Annotated in this window: 14 protein-coding genes; 6 read left to right on the top strand and 8 right to left on the bottom strand. The window is 67.5% G+C overall.

The window, feature by feature from the left end; translation table 11 throughout:
* Positions 1-79 precede the first annotated feature (79 nt).
* The 4 genes from KGR00_RS03715 (at position 80) to KGR00_RS03700 (ending at position 6,820) form a co-directional block, all read left to right on the top strand.
* Positions 80-733, top strand: a complete 654-nt coding sequence (locus tag KGR00_RS03715; protein WP_224417603.1) for an HAD family hydrolase — start codon at positions 80-82, stop codon at positions 731-733.
* 225 nt (positions 734-958) lie between these two features.
* Positions 959-2,521, top strand: coding sequence for a malate dehydrogenase (quinone) (gene mqo / locus KGR00_RS03710; RefSeq protein ID WP_224417604.1), 1,563 nt, complete (start codon positions 959-961; stop codon positions 2,519-2,521).
* 142 nt (positions 2,522-2,663) lie between these two features.
* Positions 2,664-3,755, top strand: coding sequence for an efflux RND transporter periplasmic adaptor subunit (locus tag KGR00_RS03705; protein ID WP_224417605.1), 1,092 nt, complete (start codon positions 2,664-2,666; stop codon positions 3,753-3,755).
* Complete coding sequence (locus KGR00_RS03700) at positions 3,755-6,820, top strand: efflux RND transporter permease subunit (protein ID WP_224417606.1); 3,066 nt, start codon at positions 3,755-3,757, stop codon at positions 6,818-6,820. The genes KGR00_RS03705 and KGR00_RS03700 overlap by 1 nt, the downstream gene beginning before the upstream one ends.
* Positions 6,821-6,908: 88 nt before the next feature.
* Here the strand turns inward: KGR00_RS03700 and rsd are convergent, their stop codons facing one another.
* From rsd to KGR00_RS03675, 5 genes are all read right to left on the bottom strand, one after another.
* Positions 6,909-7,412, bottom strand: a complete 504-nt coding sequence (gene rsd, locus KGR00_RS03695) for a sigma D regulator (RefSeq protein ID WP_129141584.1) — start codon at positions 7,410-7,412, stop codon at positions 6,909-6,911.
* Between the two features lie 149 nt (positions 7,413-7,561).
* Entirely contained in the window at positions 7,562-8,080 is a 519-nt protein-coding gene (locus tag KGR00_RS03690; protein ID WP_224417607.1) for a disulfide bond formation protein B, read from the bottom strand.
* Positions 8,081-8,161: 81 nt separating this feature from the next.
* Complete coding sequence (gshA, locus tag KGR00_RS03685; RefSeq protein ID WP_224417608.1) at positions 8,162-9,763, bottom strand: glutamate--cysteine ligase; 1,602 nt, start codon at positions 9,761-9,763, stop codon at positions 8,162-8,164.
* A 121-nt stretch (positions 9,764-9,884) separates the two neighbouring features.
* A complete protein-coding gene (locus KGR00_RS03680; protein ID WP_224417609.1) occupies positions 9,885-12,269 on the bottom strand; it encodes a Tex family protein in 2,385 nt (794 codons plus the stop codon).
* Between the two features lie 180 nt (positions 12,270-12,449).
* A complete protein-coding gene (locus KGR00_RS03675; protein WP_224417610.1) occupies positions 12,450-12,698 on the bottom strand; it encodes a DUF1127 domain-containing protein in 249 nt (82 codons plus the stop codon).
* Positions 12,699-12,813: 115 nt separating this feature from the next.
* On the opposite strand from KGR00_RS03675, the gene KGR00_RS03670 reads away from it, so the two are divergent.
* Both KGR00_RS03670 and KGR00_RS03665 read left to right on the top strand, forming a co-directional pair.
* On the top strand, positions 12,814-13,668 hold the full coding sequence (locus tag KGR00_RS03670; protein ID WP_224417611.1) for a LysR substrate-binding domain-containing protein: 855 nt from the start codon (positions 12,814-12,816) through the stop codon (positions 13,666-13,668).
* A gap of 143 nt (positions 13,669-13,811) precedes the next feature.
* Positions 13,812-15,494 carry a methyl-accepting chemotaxis protein gene (locus KGR00_RS03665; RefSeq protein ID WP_224417612.1) on the top strand — a complete coding sequence of 561 codons (1,683 nt, stop codon included), beginning with the start codon at positions 13,812-13,814 and terminating at the stop codon, positions 15,492-15,494.
* A gap of 8 nt (positions 15,495-15,502) precedes the next feature.
* Here the strand turns inward: KGR00_RS03665 and msrB are convergent, their stop codons facing one another.
* From msrB to KGR00_RS03650, 3 genes are all read right to left on the bottom strand, one after another.
* On the bottom strand, positions 15,503-16,006 hold the full coding sequence (msrB, locus tag KGR00_RS03660) for a peptide-methionine (R)-S-oxide reductase MsrB (RefSeq protein WP_224417613.1): 504 nt from the start codon (positions 16,004-16,006) through the stop codon (positions 15,503-15,505).
* 563 nt (positions 16,007-16,569) lie between these two features.
* Positions 16,570-17,607: an IS110 family transposase gene (locus tag KGR00_RS03655; RefSeq protein ID WP_224417614.1), complete on the bottom strand. Its 1,038-nt coding sequence runs from the start codon at positions 17,605-17,607 to the stop codon at positions 16,570-16,572.
* Between the two features lie 251 nt (positions 17,608-17,858).
* The gene (locus tag KGR00_RS03650) at positions 17,859-19,439 is read right to left on the bottom strand and encodes a phosphoenolpyruvate carboxykinase (protein ID WP_224417615.1); all 1,581 of its coding nucleotides are present in this window, start codon (positions 19,437-19,439) and stop codon (positions 17,859-17,861) included.
* Positions 19,440-19,538 lie beyond the last annotated feature (99 nt).

The raw sequence follows: 19,538 nt of genomic DNA, 5'->3' as shown, positions 1-19,538 counted from the left end.
ACGGCGAGTTCTGCAATAATCGCCGCCGCTTTTCACGCCGCCCGACCGACGCCGCACCAAGCCACCTGAGGAGAGCGCATTGAGCCTGGCCATCTTCGATCTCGACAACACGCTGCTGGCGCTCGACAGCGACCACGCCTGGGGCGAATTCCTGGTGGAACAGGGCGCCGTGGACCCGGTCGCCTACCGCGAGGCCAACGAGCGCTTCCTCGAGGCCTACCAGGCCGGCACCCTGGATATCCACGCCTATCTGGCGCTGGCCCTCAAGCCCTTGGCCGACAACTCGCCCGAGCAGCTCGCCGCCTGGCATCAGCAGTTCATGGCCAGCAAGATCGAGCCGCACATCCTGCCCCGCGGCGAAGAGCTTCTGGCCCGCCACCGCGAGCGCGGCGACACCCTGCTGATCATCACCGCCACCAATCGCTTCATCACCGGCCCCATCGCCCAGCGCCTGGGCGTCGACGAACTGATCGCCGTCGAGCCCGAGACGATCGGCGGCCGCTATACCGGCCGGGTGAGCGGCGTGCCGAGCTTTCGCGACGGCAAGATCACTCGCCTCGAGGAATGGCTGGCCACGCGCGACATCACGATCGACGACGCCTGGTTCTACAGCGACTCGCACAACGACCTGCCGCTGCTCGAGAAGGTCGACCATCCGGTCGCCGTCGACCCGGACGACACCCTTCGCAAAGTCGCCACCGAACGCGGCTGGCGCATCATCAGCCTGCGCTAGCAAGGAATTTCGAAACCCGCTTTTGCTGCGCCGCGTCAATTTTCAACGCCGCCGAAAGCCGCCCAACGCTTTGATTGGGCGGCTTTTTTTATACCCCGCCATGCCCAACAAATCCCTTATGATCAACGCATGAGGCATAAGCCATACCTTTGGGACAGCTCGTTTTTACGATCGCAGCGGGTATAATGGCCTTATTTGAATCAGCCCAAGGGGTGAAAAGTCACTATGGAAGAAGAGGCCGTTGACGTCGTACTCGTCGGGGGAGGAGTCATGAGCGCCACGCTCGCCACGCTCCTCCATGAACTGGAACCGACCGCACGCATCGAGGTCGTCGAGCGTCTGGACTCCATCGCCAGCGAAAGCTCGTTCGCCTGGAACAACGCCGGCACCGGGCACGCCGGCCTGTGTGAACTCAACTACACGCCTCCCGGTCCCGATGGCGCGATCGACATCGGCAAGGCCGTCAGCATCAACACCATGTTCGAGGAGTCCAAGCAGCTGTGGAGCTCGCTGGTGGCTGACGGCAATCTCGGCGATCCGGCCCGCTTCCTCTCGCCGGTGCCGCACATGAGCTTCGTGCGTGGCGAGGACGGGGTACGCTACCTGCGTTCCCGTCACGAGGCGATGAGCCACCACCACTGCTTCGAGACGATGCAGTTCTCGCGGGACCCCACGACCATCGCCGAATGGGCACCGCTGCTCATGGCGGGGCGCGACGCCGACGAGCCGGTCGCCGCGACCCGCGTCGAGGGCGGCACCGACGTCAACTTCGGCGCCCTGACCGATCAGCTGTTCCAGCGCCTGGGCGAGCGCCCCGACGACCAGGTGCGCATCAGCACCGGCCAGAAGGTCAAGGACATTGCGCGTAACGCCGACGGCACCTGGAGCCTGAAGATCGACACCAGCGGCGGCGACCGCCGGGTACTCCGCGCGCGCTTCATCTTCCTCGGCGCCGGTGGTGCCTCCCTGCGCCTGCTGCAGAAGAGCGGCATCCCCGAGGCCCGCGGCTACGCCGGCTTTCCGGTCAGCGGACAGTGGCTGCGCTGCGACAAGCCGGAGGTCGTCGCCCGGCACCGGGCCAAGGTCTACAGCAAGGCCGCCATCGGCGCGCCCCCCATGTCGGTCCCCCATCTCGACACCCGCAACGTCGACGGCAAGCCGTCCCTGCTGTTCGGGCCCTTCGCCGGTTTCACCACCAAGTTTCTCAAGCACGGCTCGGTCTTCGATCTGGTCAAGTCGGTGAGCTCGTCCAACCTCAGCCCGATGCTCGCCGTGGCCCGCAGCAATTTCAGCCTGATGAAATACCTGGTCGACCAGGTGCGTCTCTCCCACGCCCAGCGGGTCGAGGAACTGCGCGACTTCTACCCCGATGTCGACGCCGACGACTGGCGGCTCGAGGTCGCCGGCCAGCGCGTCCAGATCATCAAGAAAGACCCCAAGAAAGGCGGCGTCCTGCAGTTCGGTACCGAGATCGTCACCGCCGGCGACGGCTCCCTGGCCGCCCTGCTGGGCGCGTCGCCCGGTGCCTCGACCGCCACGTCGATCATGCTCGACCTGATCGAGCGCTGCTTCCCCGAGCGCTTCGCCTCCGCCGAGTGGCAAGCGCGCCTGGCACGCCTGGTCCCGGTACGCGCCCCGGTGTTGGCCGAGGATGCCGCCAGGCTGCGCGCCGTCCGCGAGCGGACGCAGCGCATCCTCAAGCTCGATGCCGCCGCGCCCAGCGCGCCACGTTCCGCCGAGCGAGCCCGCTGCGCGCCCCGCGAAGCCGCCGAAGCGGCCTGTTCCTGACCGACCGTCCCGGCCAACGTATCAATGGCTTACCCGATACCGACGCCCTGATACACTGAAAGCCGCCCCGGCAGCCCCGAGGCGGCTTTTTCGTGTCTCCCGTCGCGTGTCGACGGACCATCCATCTGTCAGAGGACGACCGATGCGCTCGAGGCCTTCCCTCCCGCCGGCCCTGCTCGCCCTGCTGCTCGGCGTGGGGCTGCTGATCTGGCTGGCGTTCGGCGACACCCAACGCTTCCAGTCACAGGCCCCGGCCGATCGGCCGACCGATCGCGACAGTCTGCCACGCGTCGAGGTCAGCCTCTCCCGGGCCCAGCCCCACAGCCCTCACGTGCGCCTCCAGGGCCAGCTGGAAGCGCGGCAGGCCGTCGACCTGCGCGCCCGCCGCGCCGGCACGGTCAGCGAACTGCCACACGCCCAGGGTGACCGGGTGACCGACGGCGAACGCCTGGTGACACTCGATCCCGGCGACCTGCCGGCGCGCATTGAACAGGCCCGGGCCCAGCTGGCCCTCAATGATTCCGAACTCGAGGGCGCCCGCAAGCTCAGCGGGCGCAATCTGGTGTCGAACAACGAGCTGCTGCGGCTGAAGAGCGAGCGCGCGACGAGTCTCGCCCAACTCGCCACGCTACGCGAGGATCTCGACGACACCCGGATCGATGCCCCCTTCGCCGGCACGCTCGACCGCCTCGATGTCGATCCCGGCGACTACGTGCAGATCGGCGAAACACTCGGCCAGCTGGTCGACATCGAGCGCCTCGACGCCAAGGCCTGGCTGCCGCAGCGGCGCATCGACGACGTCAGCGAGGGCATGCCCAGCGCGGTGATCCTGCTCGACGGGCGACGACTCGACGGCAGAGTCTCGTTTCTCGCCAGTCGCGCCGACGACGCCACGCGCAGCTACCCGCTCGAGGTCCGGGTGAGCAACCCGCAGCGGCTGCGCATCGCCGGCGCCAGCGCGACGCTCGACATCACCCTGCCCGCGCGCCCCGCCCACCGCATCTCCCCGGCCCTGCTGGTGCTCGACGAACAGGGCCACCTGGGGGTCAAGAGTGTCGACGACGACGATACCGTGCGCTTTCTGCCCATCGAGCTGATCAGCGCCGACGCCACCCAGGCCTGGGTCGGCGGCCTCCCCGATGAGGTGCGTCTGATCACCCTGGGCGGCGGGTTCGTCGAGCCCGGCCAGCGGGTCACGCCGGTGACCGCCGACGAGACACGGGACGCCTCCTGATGCGGGCCCTGATCGAAGCGGCGCTGGATCGCACCCGCACCACCCTGCTGGTACTCGTCTTCCTGCTGCTCGCCGGCAGCGTGGCCTACCAGGCGATCCCCAAGGAAGCCAACCCCGACGTGGCGATCCCCATGATCTACGTCTCGCTGTCGCTCGAAGGGGTCAGCCCGGAGGACGCCGAACGGCTGCTGGTACGGCCCATGGAGCAGGAGCTGCGCGCCATCGAGGGCGTCGAGAAGATGACCGCCCAGGCCAGCGAGGGATACGCCTCGATCACCCTCGAGTTCGACGCCGGCTTCGACCCGCGCCGAGCGCTCGCCGACGTCCGCGAGAAGGTCGACATCGCGCGCAGCTCGCTGCCCGAGGAGGCCGACGAACCCCGCGTCATGGAGGTCAACGTGGCGCGTTTCCCGGTGCTCTCGGTGGGCCTGTCGGGCCCGCTCTCCGCCGGCGAGCTGATGGTCGCCGCCCGCGAGCTCAAGGACGCCATCGAAAGCATCCCCCAGGTGCTCGAGGTCGATATCGCCGGCGAGCGCGAGGATCTCATGGAGATCGTCGTCGATCCGCAGGTCCTGGCCGGCTACGGCATCGATTTCGACACCCTGTTCAACCGGGTCTCGCGCAACAACCAACTGGTCGCCGCGGGCAGCATCGACAACGGCGCCGGCCGTCTGGCGATCAAGGTCCCCGGGGTGATCGAGAACCTCGACGACCTGCTCGACATGCCGGTCAAGGTCGACGGCGACCAGGTGGTGACCTACGGCGACGTCGCCGTCATCCACCGCACCTTCAAGGACCCCGCCGGCTATGCCCGGATCAACGGCCAGCCGGCGGCGGTGCTGGAAATCTCCAAGCGCACCGGCGCCAACATCATCGCCACCATCGATGCGGTCAAGGCGCTGCTCGACGAGGCCCGACCCGCCCTGCCCGACACCCTCGAGGTGCGCACGCTGATGGACCAGTCGACCACCGTCGAACGGCTGCTCGACGACCTGCTCAACAACGTGCTGACCGCGGTGGTGCTGGTGCTGATCGTGATTCTCGCGACCATGGGCCTGCGTTCGGCACTGCTGGTCGGCCTGACCATTCCCGGCGCCTTTCTCGCCGGCATCCTGCTGATCTGGGCGATCGGCTACACGCTCAACATCGTCGTGCTGTTCGCGCTGATCCTGGTCGCCGGGATGCTGGTGGACGGCGCCATCGTGGTCGGCGAACAGGCCGATCACAACCTCTCGCAGGGGCTGCCCGCCCGCCAGGCCTGGTCCGGCGCGGCCCAGCGCATGGCCTGGCCGGTGATCACCTCGACCGCCACCACCCTGGCGGTGTTCCTGCCGTTGCTGTTCTGGCCCGGCGTGGTCGGCGAATTCATGAAGTACCTGCCCGCCACCGTGGTGCTCTGCCTGCTCGCCTCGCTGGCCATGGCGCTGGTCTTCCTGCCCGTTCTCGGCAACCTGGTTCGCCGCCGGCCCTCGACCGGCACCCCGGGGTTCGCGGCCGGGGGGCGGATGTATCGCCGCACGCTCACGCGCCTGCTGCAGCGTCCCGGTTTCACGCTCGTCGGCGCCCTGCTGCTGATGGTCCTGGTCTACGTCGGTTACGCGCGCTTCAACCACGGCGTGGAGTTCTTTCCGGCGGTGGAGCCCGACAACGCGCAGATCCTCGTGCACGCCCGCGGCGACCTGTCGGTGGCCGAGAAGGACGCCGTGGTCCGGCGCGTCGAACGCCGCGTGGCGGGCATGGCCGAGATCCAGTCGCTCTACGCCCGCTCCTTCGCGATGGCCAACGGGCAGCTCGGCGCCGACGTGATCGGCCAGTTGAACTTCCAGCTGGTCGACTGGAACCAGCGCCGCCCCGCCCGGGCGATTCTCGCCGACATGAACGAGCGGACCCGCGATCTGGCCGGCGTGCGCCTGGAGTTCCGCGAGCAGGAGCAGGGCCCGACCAGCGGCAAGCCGGTGCAGATCGAACTCAGCGGCCGGCGCCCGGCCCTGCTCGAGCAGGCCGTGGCGCAACTGCGTGGCGACATGCAGTCACTTGGCGGCTTTCGCGACATCCAGGACGACCGCAGCCTGCCCGGCGTGGAGTGGCGCCTCGAGGTGGACCGCGCCGAGGCCGCGCGCTTCGATGCCGACGTGGCGACCATCGGCAGCGCCGTGCAACTGGTCACCACCGGCCTGCAGGTGGCGACCTATCGCCCGGCCGAGGTCGACGACGAGGTCGACATCCGGGTCCGCCTGCCCGGCGCCCGGCGCAGTCTCGACCAACTGCGCCGGCTGACCGTCAACACCTCGCGCGGCCGGGTTCCGATCAGCCAGTTCGTCGACCTGGAGCCGGCCCCCAAGGTCGGTGTCCTGCATCGCATCGACGGCCACCGGGCAATCACCCTGGAGGCCGACGTCCAGCCCGGCTACCAGGTCGACGAGCGAGTGCGCGCCCTGGCGCCGGCCTTGGAGAAACTGCCCGACGGGGTGCGCGTCGCCTTCGCCGGCGAGCAGGAGGACCAGGCCGAGACCAGTCGTTTCCTGGTCTCGGCGTTCGGCGTGGCGATCTTCCTGATGACGATCATCCTCGTCACCCAGTTCAACAGCCTCTACCAGGCCGGACTGGTGCTGTCGGCGATCGTCTTCTCCACCGCCGGAATCCTGCTCGGCCTGCTGCTCAACGCCCAACCGTTCGGCATCGTCATGGTGGGCATGGGAATCATCGCCCTGGCGGGCATCGTGGTGAACAACAACATCGTCCTGATCGACACCTACAACCAGTTGCGCGGGGACGGGCTCGACGCTTTCCACGCCGCGCTGGAAGCGGGTTGTCGACGCCTGCGCCCGGTCCTGCTCACGGCGGTCACCACCGTCCTCGGGCTGATCCCCATGGTGCTCAGCGTCAACGTCGATCTGCTCACCCCCAGCCTGGGCTGGAACGCCCCCTCGACCCAATGGTGGACGCAGTTGTCGAGCGCCATCGCCGGTGGGCTGGGCTTCGCCACCGGGCTGACCCTGCTGCTCACCCCGTGCATGCTCTATCTGGGCGCCCGCCTCGGCGAGCGGCTGCGCCGCCACCGCTGATCCGCGCCACCGCGTGCCTTCAAACGACGCCTCAAGAAAAGACCCCGCCGGCATGGCCGGCGGGGTCGGGATCATCGCCAAGGACGCTTCAGAGCGCCGCGCGGGGCGCCACCTCCGGTGCCGGCGGCGGCGAATGGGCGGCATGCAGGCGGCTGATCAGCTGATCCTCGAGGGCGAAGCGCTCGGTCAGCGCGCGGTTGAGTCGCGTCAGCCAGCTCGGCAGGCGTGACACATAGTGCTGGCAGCGGGTCGGCGTGGAAAACGCCTTGTCGAACTCGAGCACCATCTCGGTGGACATCTCGAGACGCTGCAGGAGACGATCGGCCAGCACCAGCGCTTCGTGATCGTTGAAGTGGCGGGCCTCTTCGCGCAGTTGCGGATAGATCTCGAAATGCCCGGCACTGATGTAGTCCATCAGCAGCTCGCTGAAACGATCGATGCGCGCCTTCGACACCGTTTCGGGATCCGCGTCGCAGGCGTCCTGCAGCTCCATGCAGGCGACCAGCATCTCGTGTCGTTCCTCGAGCCAGCGATCGATCAGGCGGTGCACGCCGCCCCATCGTTCCTGTGCCGACTTGCAATCTTCCAGCATGGGTGCGTCTCCCTGGTTCGTCCTCTGCGGCGGCTTCCAGCGTCTCCCCAAGCAGGACGAGTGTCAATGCTACCGACGGACAAAACCGTAGCGTCCGGCGTCACTTTCCTGCCACCCCCGCGAGGTCGACGGGCACGGTGCGCGAATACTCAGGTCCGGCGCCCCCGCGACGCCCCGACCAGCATGCCCAGCGGGATCAGCGCCAGCACGCAGAAGCCGATCAGGGTCCACTGCGGCAGCGTCAGCCCCCACCAGTAGCCGTCGATGGTGGCACACTCGCCGGAGCCGGAGAGCACCCGCGAGAGGACATCCCACAGCGGCAGCACCTCGAGCATGTAGTCGAGCCCGGGGCCGCAGCTGGGCACCTGGTCCGCCGGCAGCGACTGCAGCCAGACGTGTCGCCCGGCCACGGCGATGCCCCCGGCCACGGCCGCCAGCGCCAGGAGACCGTACACCACGGCGCCCCGGCCACGCGGGCCATGCAGCGCCGCCACCAGGAACACCGCCCCCGCGGCGAGCACGGCGATACGCTGGAAGATGCACAACGGACAGGGCTCCAGGCCGGCGACGTACTGCAGGGCCAGGGCCACGGCCATCATCAGGACACACATGGCCAGCCCGGCCAGACTCCACTGGCGCGTCGAGATCCCGCGCGGGGCGATTGACATCAGTTGACTCCCTCAAGACATGACAACGAGCCGGTCGCCCTGCGACGGCCGGCCCAAGACACCGATTCCGGTTGCGCCGGTCTAGACCGGCGATGCGGCTCGAGGTTCACTGGCCCGCGCGAAATAGGCCGCCAGGAAGTCGTCGAAGCGCTCCCGGTCGGCCGCCTCGATGTCCGCCTGCTGCTGATACGAGGTTTCGCTGAGCTCCCGGAACCAGGCCTCTCGGGCCGGGTCGACGGGTTCGTCACGAAAACGCTCGGCCTGGGCCGACGCCAGCTGGAGCACGTGATCGACGAACTCGCTGCCGCTCTCCTCCAGCGCTCGCAGCAGGCGTCCGGAAGGCGTCCGTTCGGGCGTGTCGAGCAACGGCTCCAGCGCATCGAGCGCGGCGACGTGCGCCTCGCCCCCCTCGACCACGTCCAGCAGCTCGGCCACGCCACGCAACTCGGCGAAGATCGTCCGGCCACGATCGGCAAGACGCCGCTGTTCGCCGTCGATCGTCAACGCCAGCCCCGGGTCGCGGCCGCGCTCGACCACCGCCCGGCGGTTGTCGTCGAGGCGGTCGCACTCCTCGTCGGGAATCCACGGGCTCTCCGAAAGCAGACACCACATCAGGAAGGTGTCGAGGAACCGCATCTGAGTGGCATCGATTCCCAATGGCGAAAACGGATTCAGATCGAGACAGCGGACCTCGATGTACTCGACGCCGCGCGCCTCCAGGGCCTGGGTGGGCGTCTCGTCGTGACGCGCCACCCGCTTGGGGCGGATGTCGCTGTAGTATTCGTTCTCGATCTGCAGGATGTTGGCGTTCAACTGGCGCCAGTCGCCGCCCTCGTTCACCCCCATACGCTGGTAGGCCGGCCACGGCGTGGTGATCGCGTGGCGCAGGGTACCGACGTAGTTGGACAGCGAATTGAAACAGATCTTGAGCTGCGCCTGGACCTTGTTCTGATAGCCCAGGTCCGACATCCGCAGACTGGTGGCATGGGGCGAGACCAGCGTGTCCCGGGCGTGCGCCGCGAGCTTGTCGGGCACGGCGCCGGTCAGGAAGCTGCGATCGAGTGCCGGCGAGGCGCCGAACAGATAGAGCAGCAGCCAGCTGTTGCGGCGGAAGTTGCGAATCAGGTCGAAATAGCGCCCCGAACGATAGGCGTTGAGCGGCTTGTCCTCGGCCCCTTCGAGTTCGCGCAGCAGCGGCCAGACTTCCTCGGGCAGCGACACATTGTAGTGCACCCCTGCAATGGACTGCATGATGCGGCCGTAGCGGACGTCCAGCCCCTTGCGGTAGACATGCTTCATGAAGCCCACGTTGGAGCGGCCGTAATCGGCGATCGGCACGCTGTCGTTGCCGGCCAGGCGCCCCGGCATGCTGGCCGGCCAGAGCAACTCGTCGCCCAGGTGCCGGTAGCTGAAGCGGTGCAGGTCGGCGAGGAAGGTCAGCGCGTCTTCCGGGCGACAGTAGACCGGGGTGATGTACTCCAGCAGCGACTCGGAGTAGTCGGTCGTGATATGGGGGTGGGTCAGCTTCGAGCCCAGCGCCCGTGGGTGGGGCGTGTGCGCGATCATTCCCTGGCGGTCGACGCGCAACCCCTCCTTCTCGATGCCGCGACGCAGACGACCCAGTTGCCCCTGACGTGCCGGGCCCTTGAGCCGCGCGATGGCGTTGACTAGTTGCTCGGACAAGTTGAACACCCCATGTTGAAGGTGGCTCGCCGGCACGCGGCACGGCGAACGTTGAAGGACAGATTATGGCGCCGCCGCCGGCCGTTTCAAGGCTAAGGAAATGCCTCGACGCTCCTGCCGCTCAGCGCGACTTGTCGCGCGCCTTGAGCAGCGCTTCGCCCAGCGCGCCCATCTGCCCGCCCTGGGTCTGGCCGCCCGAGGCGTTGCCGCCGCGCCGCTTGGCCTTGCCGCGCCGCGCCTGGCCCTGGCTGTCGCCCCCGGACGGCTTGGCCGCCGTATCGCCCTCGGGCTGGTCATGCAGGCGCATCGACAGGCCGATCCGGCCGCGCTCGACATCCACCGACATCACCTTGACCTTGACGATATCACCGGCCTTGACCACTTGGCGCGGGTCATCGACGAAGCTGTCGGAGAGCGCCGAGATGTGCACCAGCCCGTCCTGATGAACGCCGATGTCGACGAAGGCACCGAAATGCGTGACGTTGGTCACGCTGCCCTCGAGGATCATCCCCGGCTCGAGATCCTTGAGCGTCTCCACGCCCTCGCGGAACTCGGCGGCCTTGAATTCGGGGCGCGGGTCACGGCCCGGCTTGTCGAGTTCCTTGAGGATATCGGTGATGGTCGGCACCCCGAAGGCGTCGTCGACATAATCGCCTGGCGACAGCGACTTGAGAAAGCCGCTGTCGCCGATCACGCTGGCCAGCTCGCGCCCGCCGCGCTCGGCGATGCGCGCCACCACCGGATAGGCCTCCGGGTGCACGGCACTGGCATCGAGCGGGTTGTCGCCGTTCATGATGCGCAGAAAGCCCGCGCACTGCTCGAAGGTTCGCGGCCCCAGGCGGCTGACCTCGAGCAATTCGCGGCGATTGCGGAACGCCCCCTGGCTGTTGCGCCGGGCGACGATGTTCTCGGCGAGCCCCGGGTTGAGCCCCGAGACCCTCGACAGCAGCGCCCCGGAGGCGGTGTTCAGATCCACCCCCACGGCGTTGACGCAGTCCTCGATCACCGCCTCGAGGCTGCGCGAGAGCTGCACCTGCGAGACGTCGTGCTGATACTGGCCGACGCCGATCGACTTGGGCTCGATCTTGACCAGTTCCGCCAGCGGGTCCTGCAGGCGCCGGGCGATCGACACCGCGCCACGAATGGTGACGTCGAGCTCCGGCAATTCGCGGGACGCCAGCTCGGAGGCGGAATACACCGAGGCCCCCGCCTCGCTGACCATCACCTTGGTCGGGCGTCGCGCCCCGCTCGTCGCCGGCGCCGAGAGGCGCTTGAGCAGTTCGCCGGCGAGGCGGTCGGTCTCGCGGCTGGCGGTACCGTTGCCGATGGCGATCAGCGTCACGCCGTGCTTGTCGACCAGCTTGCCGAGCACGGCCAGCGCCTCGTCCCAGCGGTTCTGCGGCGCATGAGGGTAGATCACCGCCTGCTCCAGGAACTGCCCGGTGGCGTCGACCACCGCCACCTTGCAGCCGGTGCGCAGCCCCGGGTCGATGGCCAGGGTGGCGTGCGGGCCGGCCGGCGCGGCGAGCAGCAGATCCTTGAGGTTGGCGGCGAAGACATCGATCGCCTCGCCCTCGGCGCGCTCGCGCAGCCGCCCCAACAATTCGGTCTCGAGATGGGTGTAGAGCTTGACCCGCCAGGTCCAGCGCACCACCTCGCGCAGCCAGCGATCGGCGGGCCGACCCGCGCTCTCGCCGGCCAGGTCGATGCCGGCGTGGCGGGCGATCGCCACCTCCGCCGGGTGCACCGCCGCCTCGTCCTCGCCCGGCAGCTTCAGGGTCAGGCTCAGCACGCCCTCGTTGCGGCCGCGGAACATCGCCAGCGCGCGGTGCGACGGCACCCTGGCGAGACGCTCGTCATGTTCGAAGTAGTCGGCGAACTTGGCGCCCTCGCGCTGCTTGCCGTCGACCACCCGGGCACACAGCTCGCCCTCCTCCCAGAGCCGGTCGCGCAGCCGGCCGACCAGCTCGGCATCCTCGGCGAAGCGCTCCATGAGGATCTGCTTGGCGCCGTCGAGCGCCGCCTTGGTGTCCTCGACGCCGGGCATGTCGCCTTCCGCCGGGCGCAGATAGGCCTGCGCCTCGCTTTCGGGATCGCGGGTCGGGTCGGCCAGCAGGGTATCGGCGAGCGGCTCGAGCCCCGCCTCGCGGGCGATCTGTGCCTTGGTGCGCCGCTTCTTCTTGTAGGGCAGGTAGAGATCCTCGAGGCGCTGCTTGGTGTCGGCCTCGCGGATCTGGGCGGCGAGCGCGTCGCTCAGCTTGCCCTGTTCGTCGATGCTCGCCAGCACCGCCGCGCGGCGCTCCTCGAGCTCGCGCAGATAGCGCAGGCGCTCCTCGAGCTGGCGCAGCTGGCCGTCGTCGAGCCCGCCGGTGACCTCCTTCCGATAACGCGCGATGAAGGGCACCGTGGCGCCGCCATCGAGCAGCTCGACGGTGGCGGCGATCTGGGCGGGACGTACGGCGAGTTCCTCGGCGAGGCGAGCGGTGATCGTGGTCTGGGCGTCCATGGGATCCTTGCGTCATGTCTCCAACCGGCGGCCCGAACGGGGCCGCCATCGGTCGCGCCCGCCGCGTCGGCCGGGCCAGTGCCCGCTCCGCAGCGTCTGTCGAGAGAGGGGGCGCGACAAATGGCGACAAGGTACCACAAAGCCATCCGGCGACGCAGGTCGACGAACGCCGCCGACTTATCAGCGGGTGCCGTCGTCGTCCCAGAAGGGGCGACTGGCCTCGCGCTCGACGTCGTCACGGGTCAGGCCGATGTCGCGCAGCATGGCATCGCTGAGATGACGCAATTGCTGACGCTCGTGGCGCAACCGCGACCAGCGCGCGAGCCGGCGGCGCCAGCGCGCGAGCCTGTCACGACGTGCGGGAGCCCGATCCAGCCAGCCGGCGACGGACGACGCATTGCACAACCAGGTACCGATAAGCGTTTTCATGATCGCCTCCACAGGATGTCCCGAGGGTGTGGAAGCAGTCTCGCCGGCGGCGCATAATCAATCCAACGAATGTTATTGATTCAAGACATCACGCAATTTGATGGAGAACACCACCATGTTGCAGACTATCGATCACGAACTGCTGCGCACCTTCGTGGCCATCGTCGATCACGGCGGCTTTACCCGTGCCGCGGAGGCGGTCAACCGCACCCAGTCGGCGGTCAGCATGCAGGTCAAGCGTCTCGAGGAGGACGTGATCCGCCGCCCGCTGTTCGTCCGCGAGGGGCGCAGCATGCGCCTGACCAGCGAAGGCAACACCCTGCTCGGCTACGCCCGGCGGATTCTCGACCTGCACGGCGAAGCGCTCAACGTGCTGCGCCAGCCGGACATGGTCGGCCGCGTGCGACTCGGGGTGCCCGACGACTACGTGATGCGCTTCCTGCCGGGGATCCTCAAGTCGTTCTCGCAGAGCTGGCCGCTGGTCGACGTGGAGGTCGATTGCGCGCCCTCGACCACCCTGCTCAGCCGCCAGCAGGGCAGCCTCGATCTCAGCATCGTGACCCGCGAGGTGGGTCACGAGATCGGCGAGATCCTGCGCCAGGACGAAACGGTGTGGGTTACCGCCGAGCATCATGCCCCGCACCGGCAGAGCCCGATGCCACTGGCACTGTTCGAGGAGCCCTGCTTCTGCCGGAGCCATGCCTGCAACGCCCTGGCCCTGGCCGGCCACGCCTATCGCGTCGCCTACTCGAGCCCCAGCCTGGCCACCCTTCAGGCGGTGGTCGGCGCCGGGCTGGCGGTATCGGCGTGGATGAAGAGCCTGGTCACCCCGGGCCTGCGCATCCTCGGCGAGGCGGATGGCTTCCCGCCGTTGCCGGCCGCCTCGATCGTGCTGCTGCGAGCCCCGGAGGCGAACTCGCCGGTGGTCGCCGAACTCGCCCAGCACATCGTCGAGGGATTCAGGCACTGACGCATGGAACGTGAACAACTGTGACACTCCCGGCCCAAACGTCGACGCCCTCCCCGAAGCTCATTAATGTTCGAGCCACAACACTCATAAAAAAAGACTTACCAACCCAGACTCCAGACACAGGGCTTCCGAGGGCCAAGACCATGCTCAAGAACATGCACCGCATCAGCGTCAAGTACGCCAGCGCCTTCATCGGCGTGGCACTGTCACTGCTCGTCGTCGTCGTCGCCGACTTCTTCTTCATCGAGTCGCTCAAGGGGCGGATGAACGAATTCAGCACGACCTTCAACAAGGCGGTCTCGGAAGTGCTCAACGCCGACCGCGACCTCTACCAGGCTCGCGTGGCCGAACTCGAAGTCCTGCGTACCGATCGCGGAAGCGACGCCGCTCGAGCGCAACTCGCCGATTATCGGGAAAACGCCCAGCAGGCCTACGACCGGATGCATGATTTCATCGAGGACATGGCCGGCTATCCCGACATCACCCGCCGCCTGCAGGGCTTCGAGGCCGACTACAAGGCCTGGCACGACGCCTCGCAGCGGGTATTCACGCTGCACGAAGCCGGGGATCGCCAGGCGGCTCTCGCCCAGCTCGACGGCAACTCACTGACCACGTTCCAGGCCTTGCGCGAGCATTACGACATGGCTGGCGAAGCGGCTAACGCCAAGGTCGCCGAACTCCACGACGCCTCGGTCGCCATGGCCAATACCAAGCTCTGGATCATCGGGGTGTTCTCGCTGGTCGTGTTCGTCGCCGCCATGACGATCGCCCTGGTCGGTCCACTGATGATGTCGCGGGCCATCCGCAACGTCACCGCACGCATCAAGGAGATCGCCGAGGGCGACGGCGACCTGACCGCGCGCATCGAGTCGACCCGCCGCGACGAGATCGGCGAGCTGGCCGATCAGTTCGACGGCTTCATCGCCTACATCGACACCACCCTGCAGTCGGTCCGCGCCAGTACCCTGGGGGTGACCACCGCTTCCGACGAGATCGCCAAGGGCAGCGTGGATCTCGCCTCGCGTACCGAACAGGCGGCGTCCAATCTGCAGGAGACCTCGGCGTCGATGGAGCAGATCTCGGCGACCGTGAGCAACACTTCGGATGCCGCCCAGCAGGCCAACAAGCTGGTCCACTCGACGTCCGACATCGCCCGTGAGGGCCGCGAGGCCATGCAGCAGGTCGAGCGCACCATGGACGAGATCAATTCCTCCGCCACGCAGATCAGCGAGATCATCGGCATGATCGACGGCATTGCCTTCCAGACCAACATCCTGGCGCTCAACGCCTCGGTGGAGGCGGCCCGCGCCGGCGAACACGGCCGCGGCTTCGCCGTCGTCGCCCAGGAGGTCCGCACCCTGGCCAGCCGCTCCGGCGAGGCGGCCAAGAGCATCCGCGAGCTGATCGACACCTCGGTGAGCCGCACCCAGTCCGGCAACGAGCTGGTCAAGCGCACCGGCCGCACCATGAGCGAGATCGTCGCGAGCATCGAGCAGGTCACCGACGTGATCGGCGAGATCAGCGCCGGCGCCAAGGAGCAGAGTCAGGGCATCGGCCAGGTCAATACCGCGGTCAGCGAACTCGACAACATGACCCAGCACAACGCGGCAATGGTCGAGCAGTTCAGCGCGGCCTCCGGCGAGATGCGCGAACAGGCCGAGCGCCTCAATGCCCTGATCGCCTCGTTCCGCCTGAGCGGCGAAGTGCCCGAGGCGTCATCGGCCCCGCGCCTGAACGCCCCGCAGACCGCGGCCACCGGGCAAGCCCGCCCGGTGGCACGGCGCGGTGCTGACGAGAGCACCGACGAGGAGTGGGCGACCTTCTAGATGCGTCGCTAAGCGCCATCCGGCACGAAGCGCAACGCCACCCCGTTGTTGCACCAGCGCAGCCCGGTGGGCTCGGGGCCATCCTCGAAGACATGGCCCTGATGCCCACCGCAGCGCGCGCAGTGGTACTCGGTGCGTGGAATCAACAGCACGAAATCACGCTGGGTCAGCAGGTGTCCCTTCACATGGTCGAAGAAGCTCGGCCAGCCGGTCCCCGACTCGTATTTCATGTCGCTGGTGAACAGCGTCAGGCCGCAACCGGCGCAACGGTACTCGCCGCGGCGCTTCTCATCGTTCAGGGGGCTGCTCCCCGCCGGCTCGGTATCCGCCTCGCGCAGCACCTTGAACTGGGCCTCGCTGAGCCGCTCACGCCACGCCGACTCGCTGAGCTCGAGCGGCTCGACGTCGGCACCCCGCGACAGATCCAGCTGGGGACGTGCCAGCGCCCAGACCGGGAGCAACCCCATCAGACCGCCGGCACCTAGCAGTCCCAGAAATCGGCGTCGTTGCATGACCTGCCCTCCCCTCGCGCATTGTGGGTATCCTCGCCTCGAGCATACGTCAGGTACGGCGTTGCGGATGCAGCGAGCCGCCCAAAACGGGGTCTTCGCGGATCAGCGTGATACGTAAGGTCACGCTTTGCGGTGTAAATTCCCTCCCACGAAAACCAACCTGGATGGCTCACTGGAGCATGGGGTTCCTGTGGGAGGGAACTTGTTCCCGATTGACGCCGCAGGTGCCCGGCATGGTCGGGGAAGCTACTGTGCCCTCCGCCATCGCGAATAAATTCGCTTATATGGACCCGTCCCGTTGTGCAAGCCAGCAGCAACGAGACATGAGGTGAGACTGCACGCTTATATCCGGCCTCTTGTGGCGCCTGCGGCGCCGGGCCCTGATGGAATGCGCGCTCTCTGGCCTCTTATCTCCCACACGGCCTCCAACGGGCCTAGCGAATTATCAGTGTGCCAGAGAGCCGGTCTTGCCGACCATGTCATCGAGGCAACTTGCCCGCGCAACCTCGGAAAACGCTTTTCTGTATCCGCTTGCGCTTCTTGCCTTTCTTCCCGTCCGGCCCTCAGATCACCTGGCCCTGAGGCTGATAAGGCCGGCTATGAGCCAGCACGGACCAACAGATACGGGCCAGCTTGTTGGCCAGCGCCACGATCGCCTTGCGTTGGCCCACGCGTGCCGCCAGCTCACAGACCCAACGGGCCAGCCGGTCGGGAGCCGCCTGGCGCTGGAACTGGCGTAAGGCCGCCCGGGCCCCATGCACCAACTGGCGTCGCACCTCGCCGTTGCCCCGTTTGGTGATGCCCCTCAACCGCGCCTTGCCACCACTGGAGAACTGCCGCGGTACCAGACCGATCGAGGCACTGAACTGGCGGCCGTTGGGGAAACGCCGGGGATCGCCCAGATGGCTCAGCAACAGCGTGGCATTGACCGGACCGATGCCGGGCACGCTCATCAGCCGTTCGGCATCCGACGAGGCCTTGGCCAGTGCCATCAGCTGCTTGTCATAACCCTTGAGCCGCTCGTCCACGTCACGCCATTGGGCGATCAGGTCTTCCAGCAGCAGGCACAGGGCGCTACCCAGTCGCTCGCGGTGTCGCTCGATCAACTCTCGGGCGACGCCCTGGCGAAGCACCGCGTGGCCCTGGGCCACCACGAGTCCGAACTCGCCCATCAGACCGCGCAACTCATTGCCGATCGCCGTGCGCTCGCGAACCAGACGTGTGCGTACCCGATGTATGGCCTGAAGCGCCTGTTGCGCCTCGGTCTTGATGGCCACGTGGGGCGTGGCGGGACGCGCCGCCGCCTCGGCGATCCCCGCCGCATCGCGGGCGTCGTTCTTGTGGCCCTGGACGAAGGGCTTCACGGCCTGGGGCGGCAACAGGAGCGCGTCATGCCCCATCGCGCGGATCTCACGCGCCCAATAATGGGCCGAACCACAGGCTTCCATCGCGACCCGGCACGGCGGCATCTGGCTCAGTGTCAGGCGCAGTTGCTGGCGGCTCACCGACTTGCCGAAGACCTTGCGGCCGTGTGCATCGATGGCGTGCAGTTGGAAGACGTGCTTGGCGAGATCGATACCCACAATGCTAATCTTGTTCATGAATGGACCCTCCTCTCGGGATGCCGTGGGTGCCCCATGCACCGATAGATGGCGTTACAGGCTCATCTTGGCACAAGGGGGGACGGGTCCATTCCATTTCCCACAAAGACAAGCCAACCGGCAGGGTTATGGGAGGGAGCTTGTCCGCGATGATCCGCGTCGCTTTTCCCGGCGAAATGCGATGAACCCAAAAACGCCGAGGGCGCGTCCAGTGACGCGCCCTCGGCGATCGGCGATGCCCGGTGGGCGGCTCAGTTGAACGACGGCCCCGCCGCGACGATCGCCTCGTCGACGCCGGCGAACTTCTTGAAGTTCTCGACGAACTTGGCGATCAGTTCCTGACGCTGACGGTCGTAGGCCGCCTTGTCGTCCCAGGTCTCGCGCGGGTCGAGCAGGCACGAATCGACACCGGGCACGGCCGTGGGCACCGCCAGGTTGAGACCATCGATGCGCTGGGTCTCGGCATCCTTGAGAACGCCGGCCTGGATGGCGCCGATGATGCTGCGGGTGGTGGGGATGCTGAAGCGACTGCCACCGTGGCCGTAACTGCCCCCGGTCCAGCCGGTGTTGACCAGATAGACGCGCGAGCCGAAGGCCTCGATGCGCTTGATCAGCAGATCGGCGTACTCGCGGGCCGGACGCGGGAAGAACGGCGCCCCGAAACAGGTCGAGAATGTCGCCTCGAGCCCCGACGAGGAACCCATCTCGGTGGAGCCCACCTTGGCGGTATACCCGGACAGGAAGTGGTAGGCCGCGGCTTCCTTGGAAAGGATCGATACCGGCGGCAGGACGCCGCTCATGTCGCAGGTCAGGAAGATGATCGCGTTGGGCTCGCCGGCGCGATTCTCCTCGACCCGCTTCTCGACGTGCTCGAGCGGATAGGCGGCGCGGGAATTCTGGGTCAGGCTGTCGTCGGCATAGTCGGGGGTACGGCGATCGTCGAGCACCACGTTCTCGAGCACCGTGCCGAACCGGATCGCCTGCCAGATCACCGGCTCGTTCTTCTCGGAAAGGTCGATGCACTTGGCGTAGCAGCCACCCTCGATGTTGAACACCGTGCCCTCGCCCCAGCCGTGTTCGTCGTCGCCGATCAGATAGCGCGCCGGGTCGGCGGAGAGCGTGGTCTTGCCGGTGCCGGAGAGACCGAAGAACAGCGTGGTCTCGCCGTCCTCGCCGACGTTGGCGCTGCAGTGCATGGGCAGCACGTCCTTCTCGGGGAGCAGGAAGTTCTGCACCGAGAACATCGCCTTCTTCATTTCGCCGGCATAGCGCATGCCGGCAATCAACACCCGGCGACGGGCGAAGTTAATGATCACCGTGCCCTCGGAGCGGGTGCCGTCACGCGCCGGATCGCAGGTGAAGTGCGGCGCGTTGAGGATGGTCCACTCGTTCTTGCCCTTGGCATTGAAGGTCTCGGGGCGCACGAACAGCGTCCGTGCGAACAGGTTGTGCCAGGCGGTCTCGGTGGTCACGCGGATCGGCAGATAGTACTCGGGGTCGGCCCCCACATGCAGCTCGGCGACGTAGCAGTCCCCTTCCGCGAGATAGTCCTCGACCCGCTCCCACAAGGCATCGAAGCGCTCGCCGTCGAAGGGCCGATTGACGCTACCCCAGTCGATCAATTCGGACGTGGACGGCTCGTCGACGATGAAGCGATCGGCCGGCGAGCGACCGGTGCGCTCGCCGGTGTTCACCACCAGCGCGCCATTGTCGGCGAGGCGTCCCTCACCGGCGGCAATGGCCCGCTCGATCAGTTCGGCGGCACTCAGGTTGGTGTGGGTACGGGCGCGACGTTCCGTCGTCGCCCGGGGGGCTGCTTGATTCATGGTCATTGGGGTGTCCTGGGCCCGGGGGCCATTTCTCTCTCGTTAGCCAAAAAAAGCTTCCGGCGCATCGTCCGGACGGTGTGCCGTCTCTTTGTGTCGAAACGA

The sequence above is a fragment of the Modicisalibacter sp. MOD 31.J genome (assembly GCF_020147985.1).
GTDB lineage: Bacteria > Pseudomonadota > Gammaproteobacteria > Pseudomonadales > Halomonadaceae > Modicisalibacter > Modicisalibacter coralii.
This window is presented reverse-complemented; position numbering and strand designations above follow the sequence as displayed.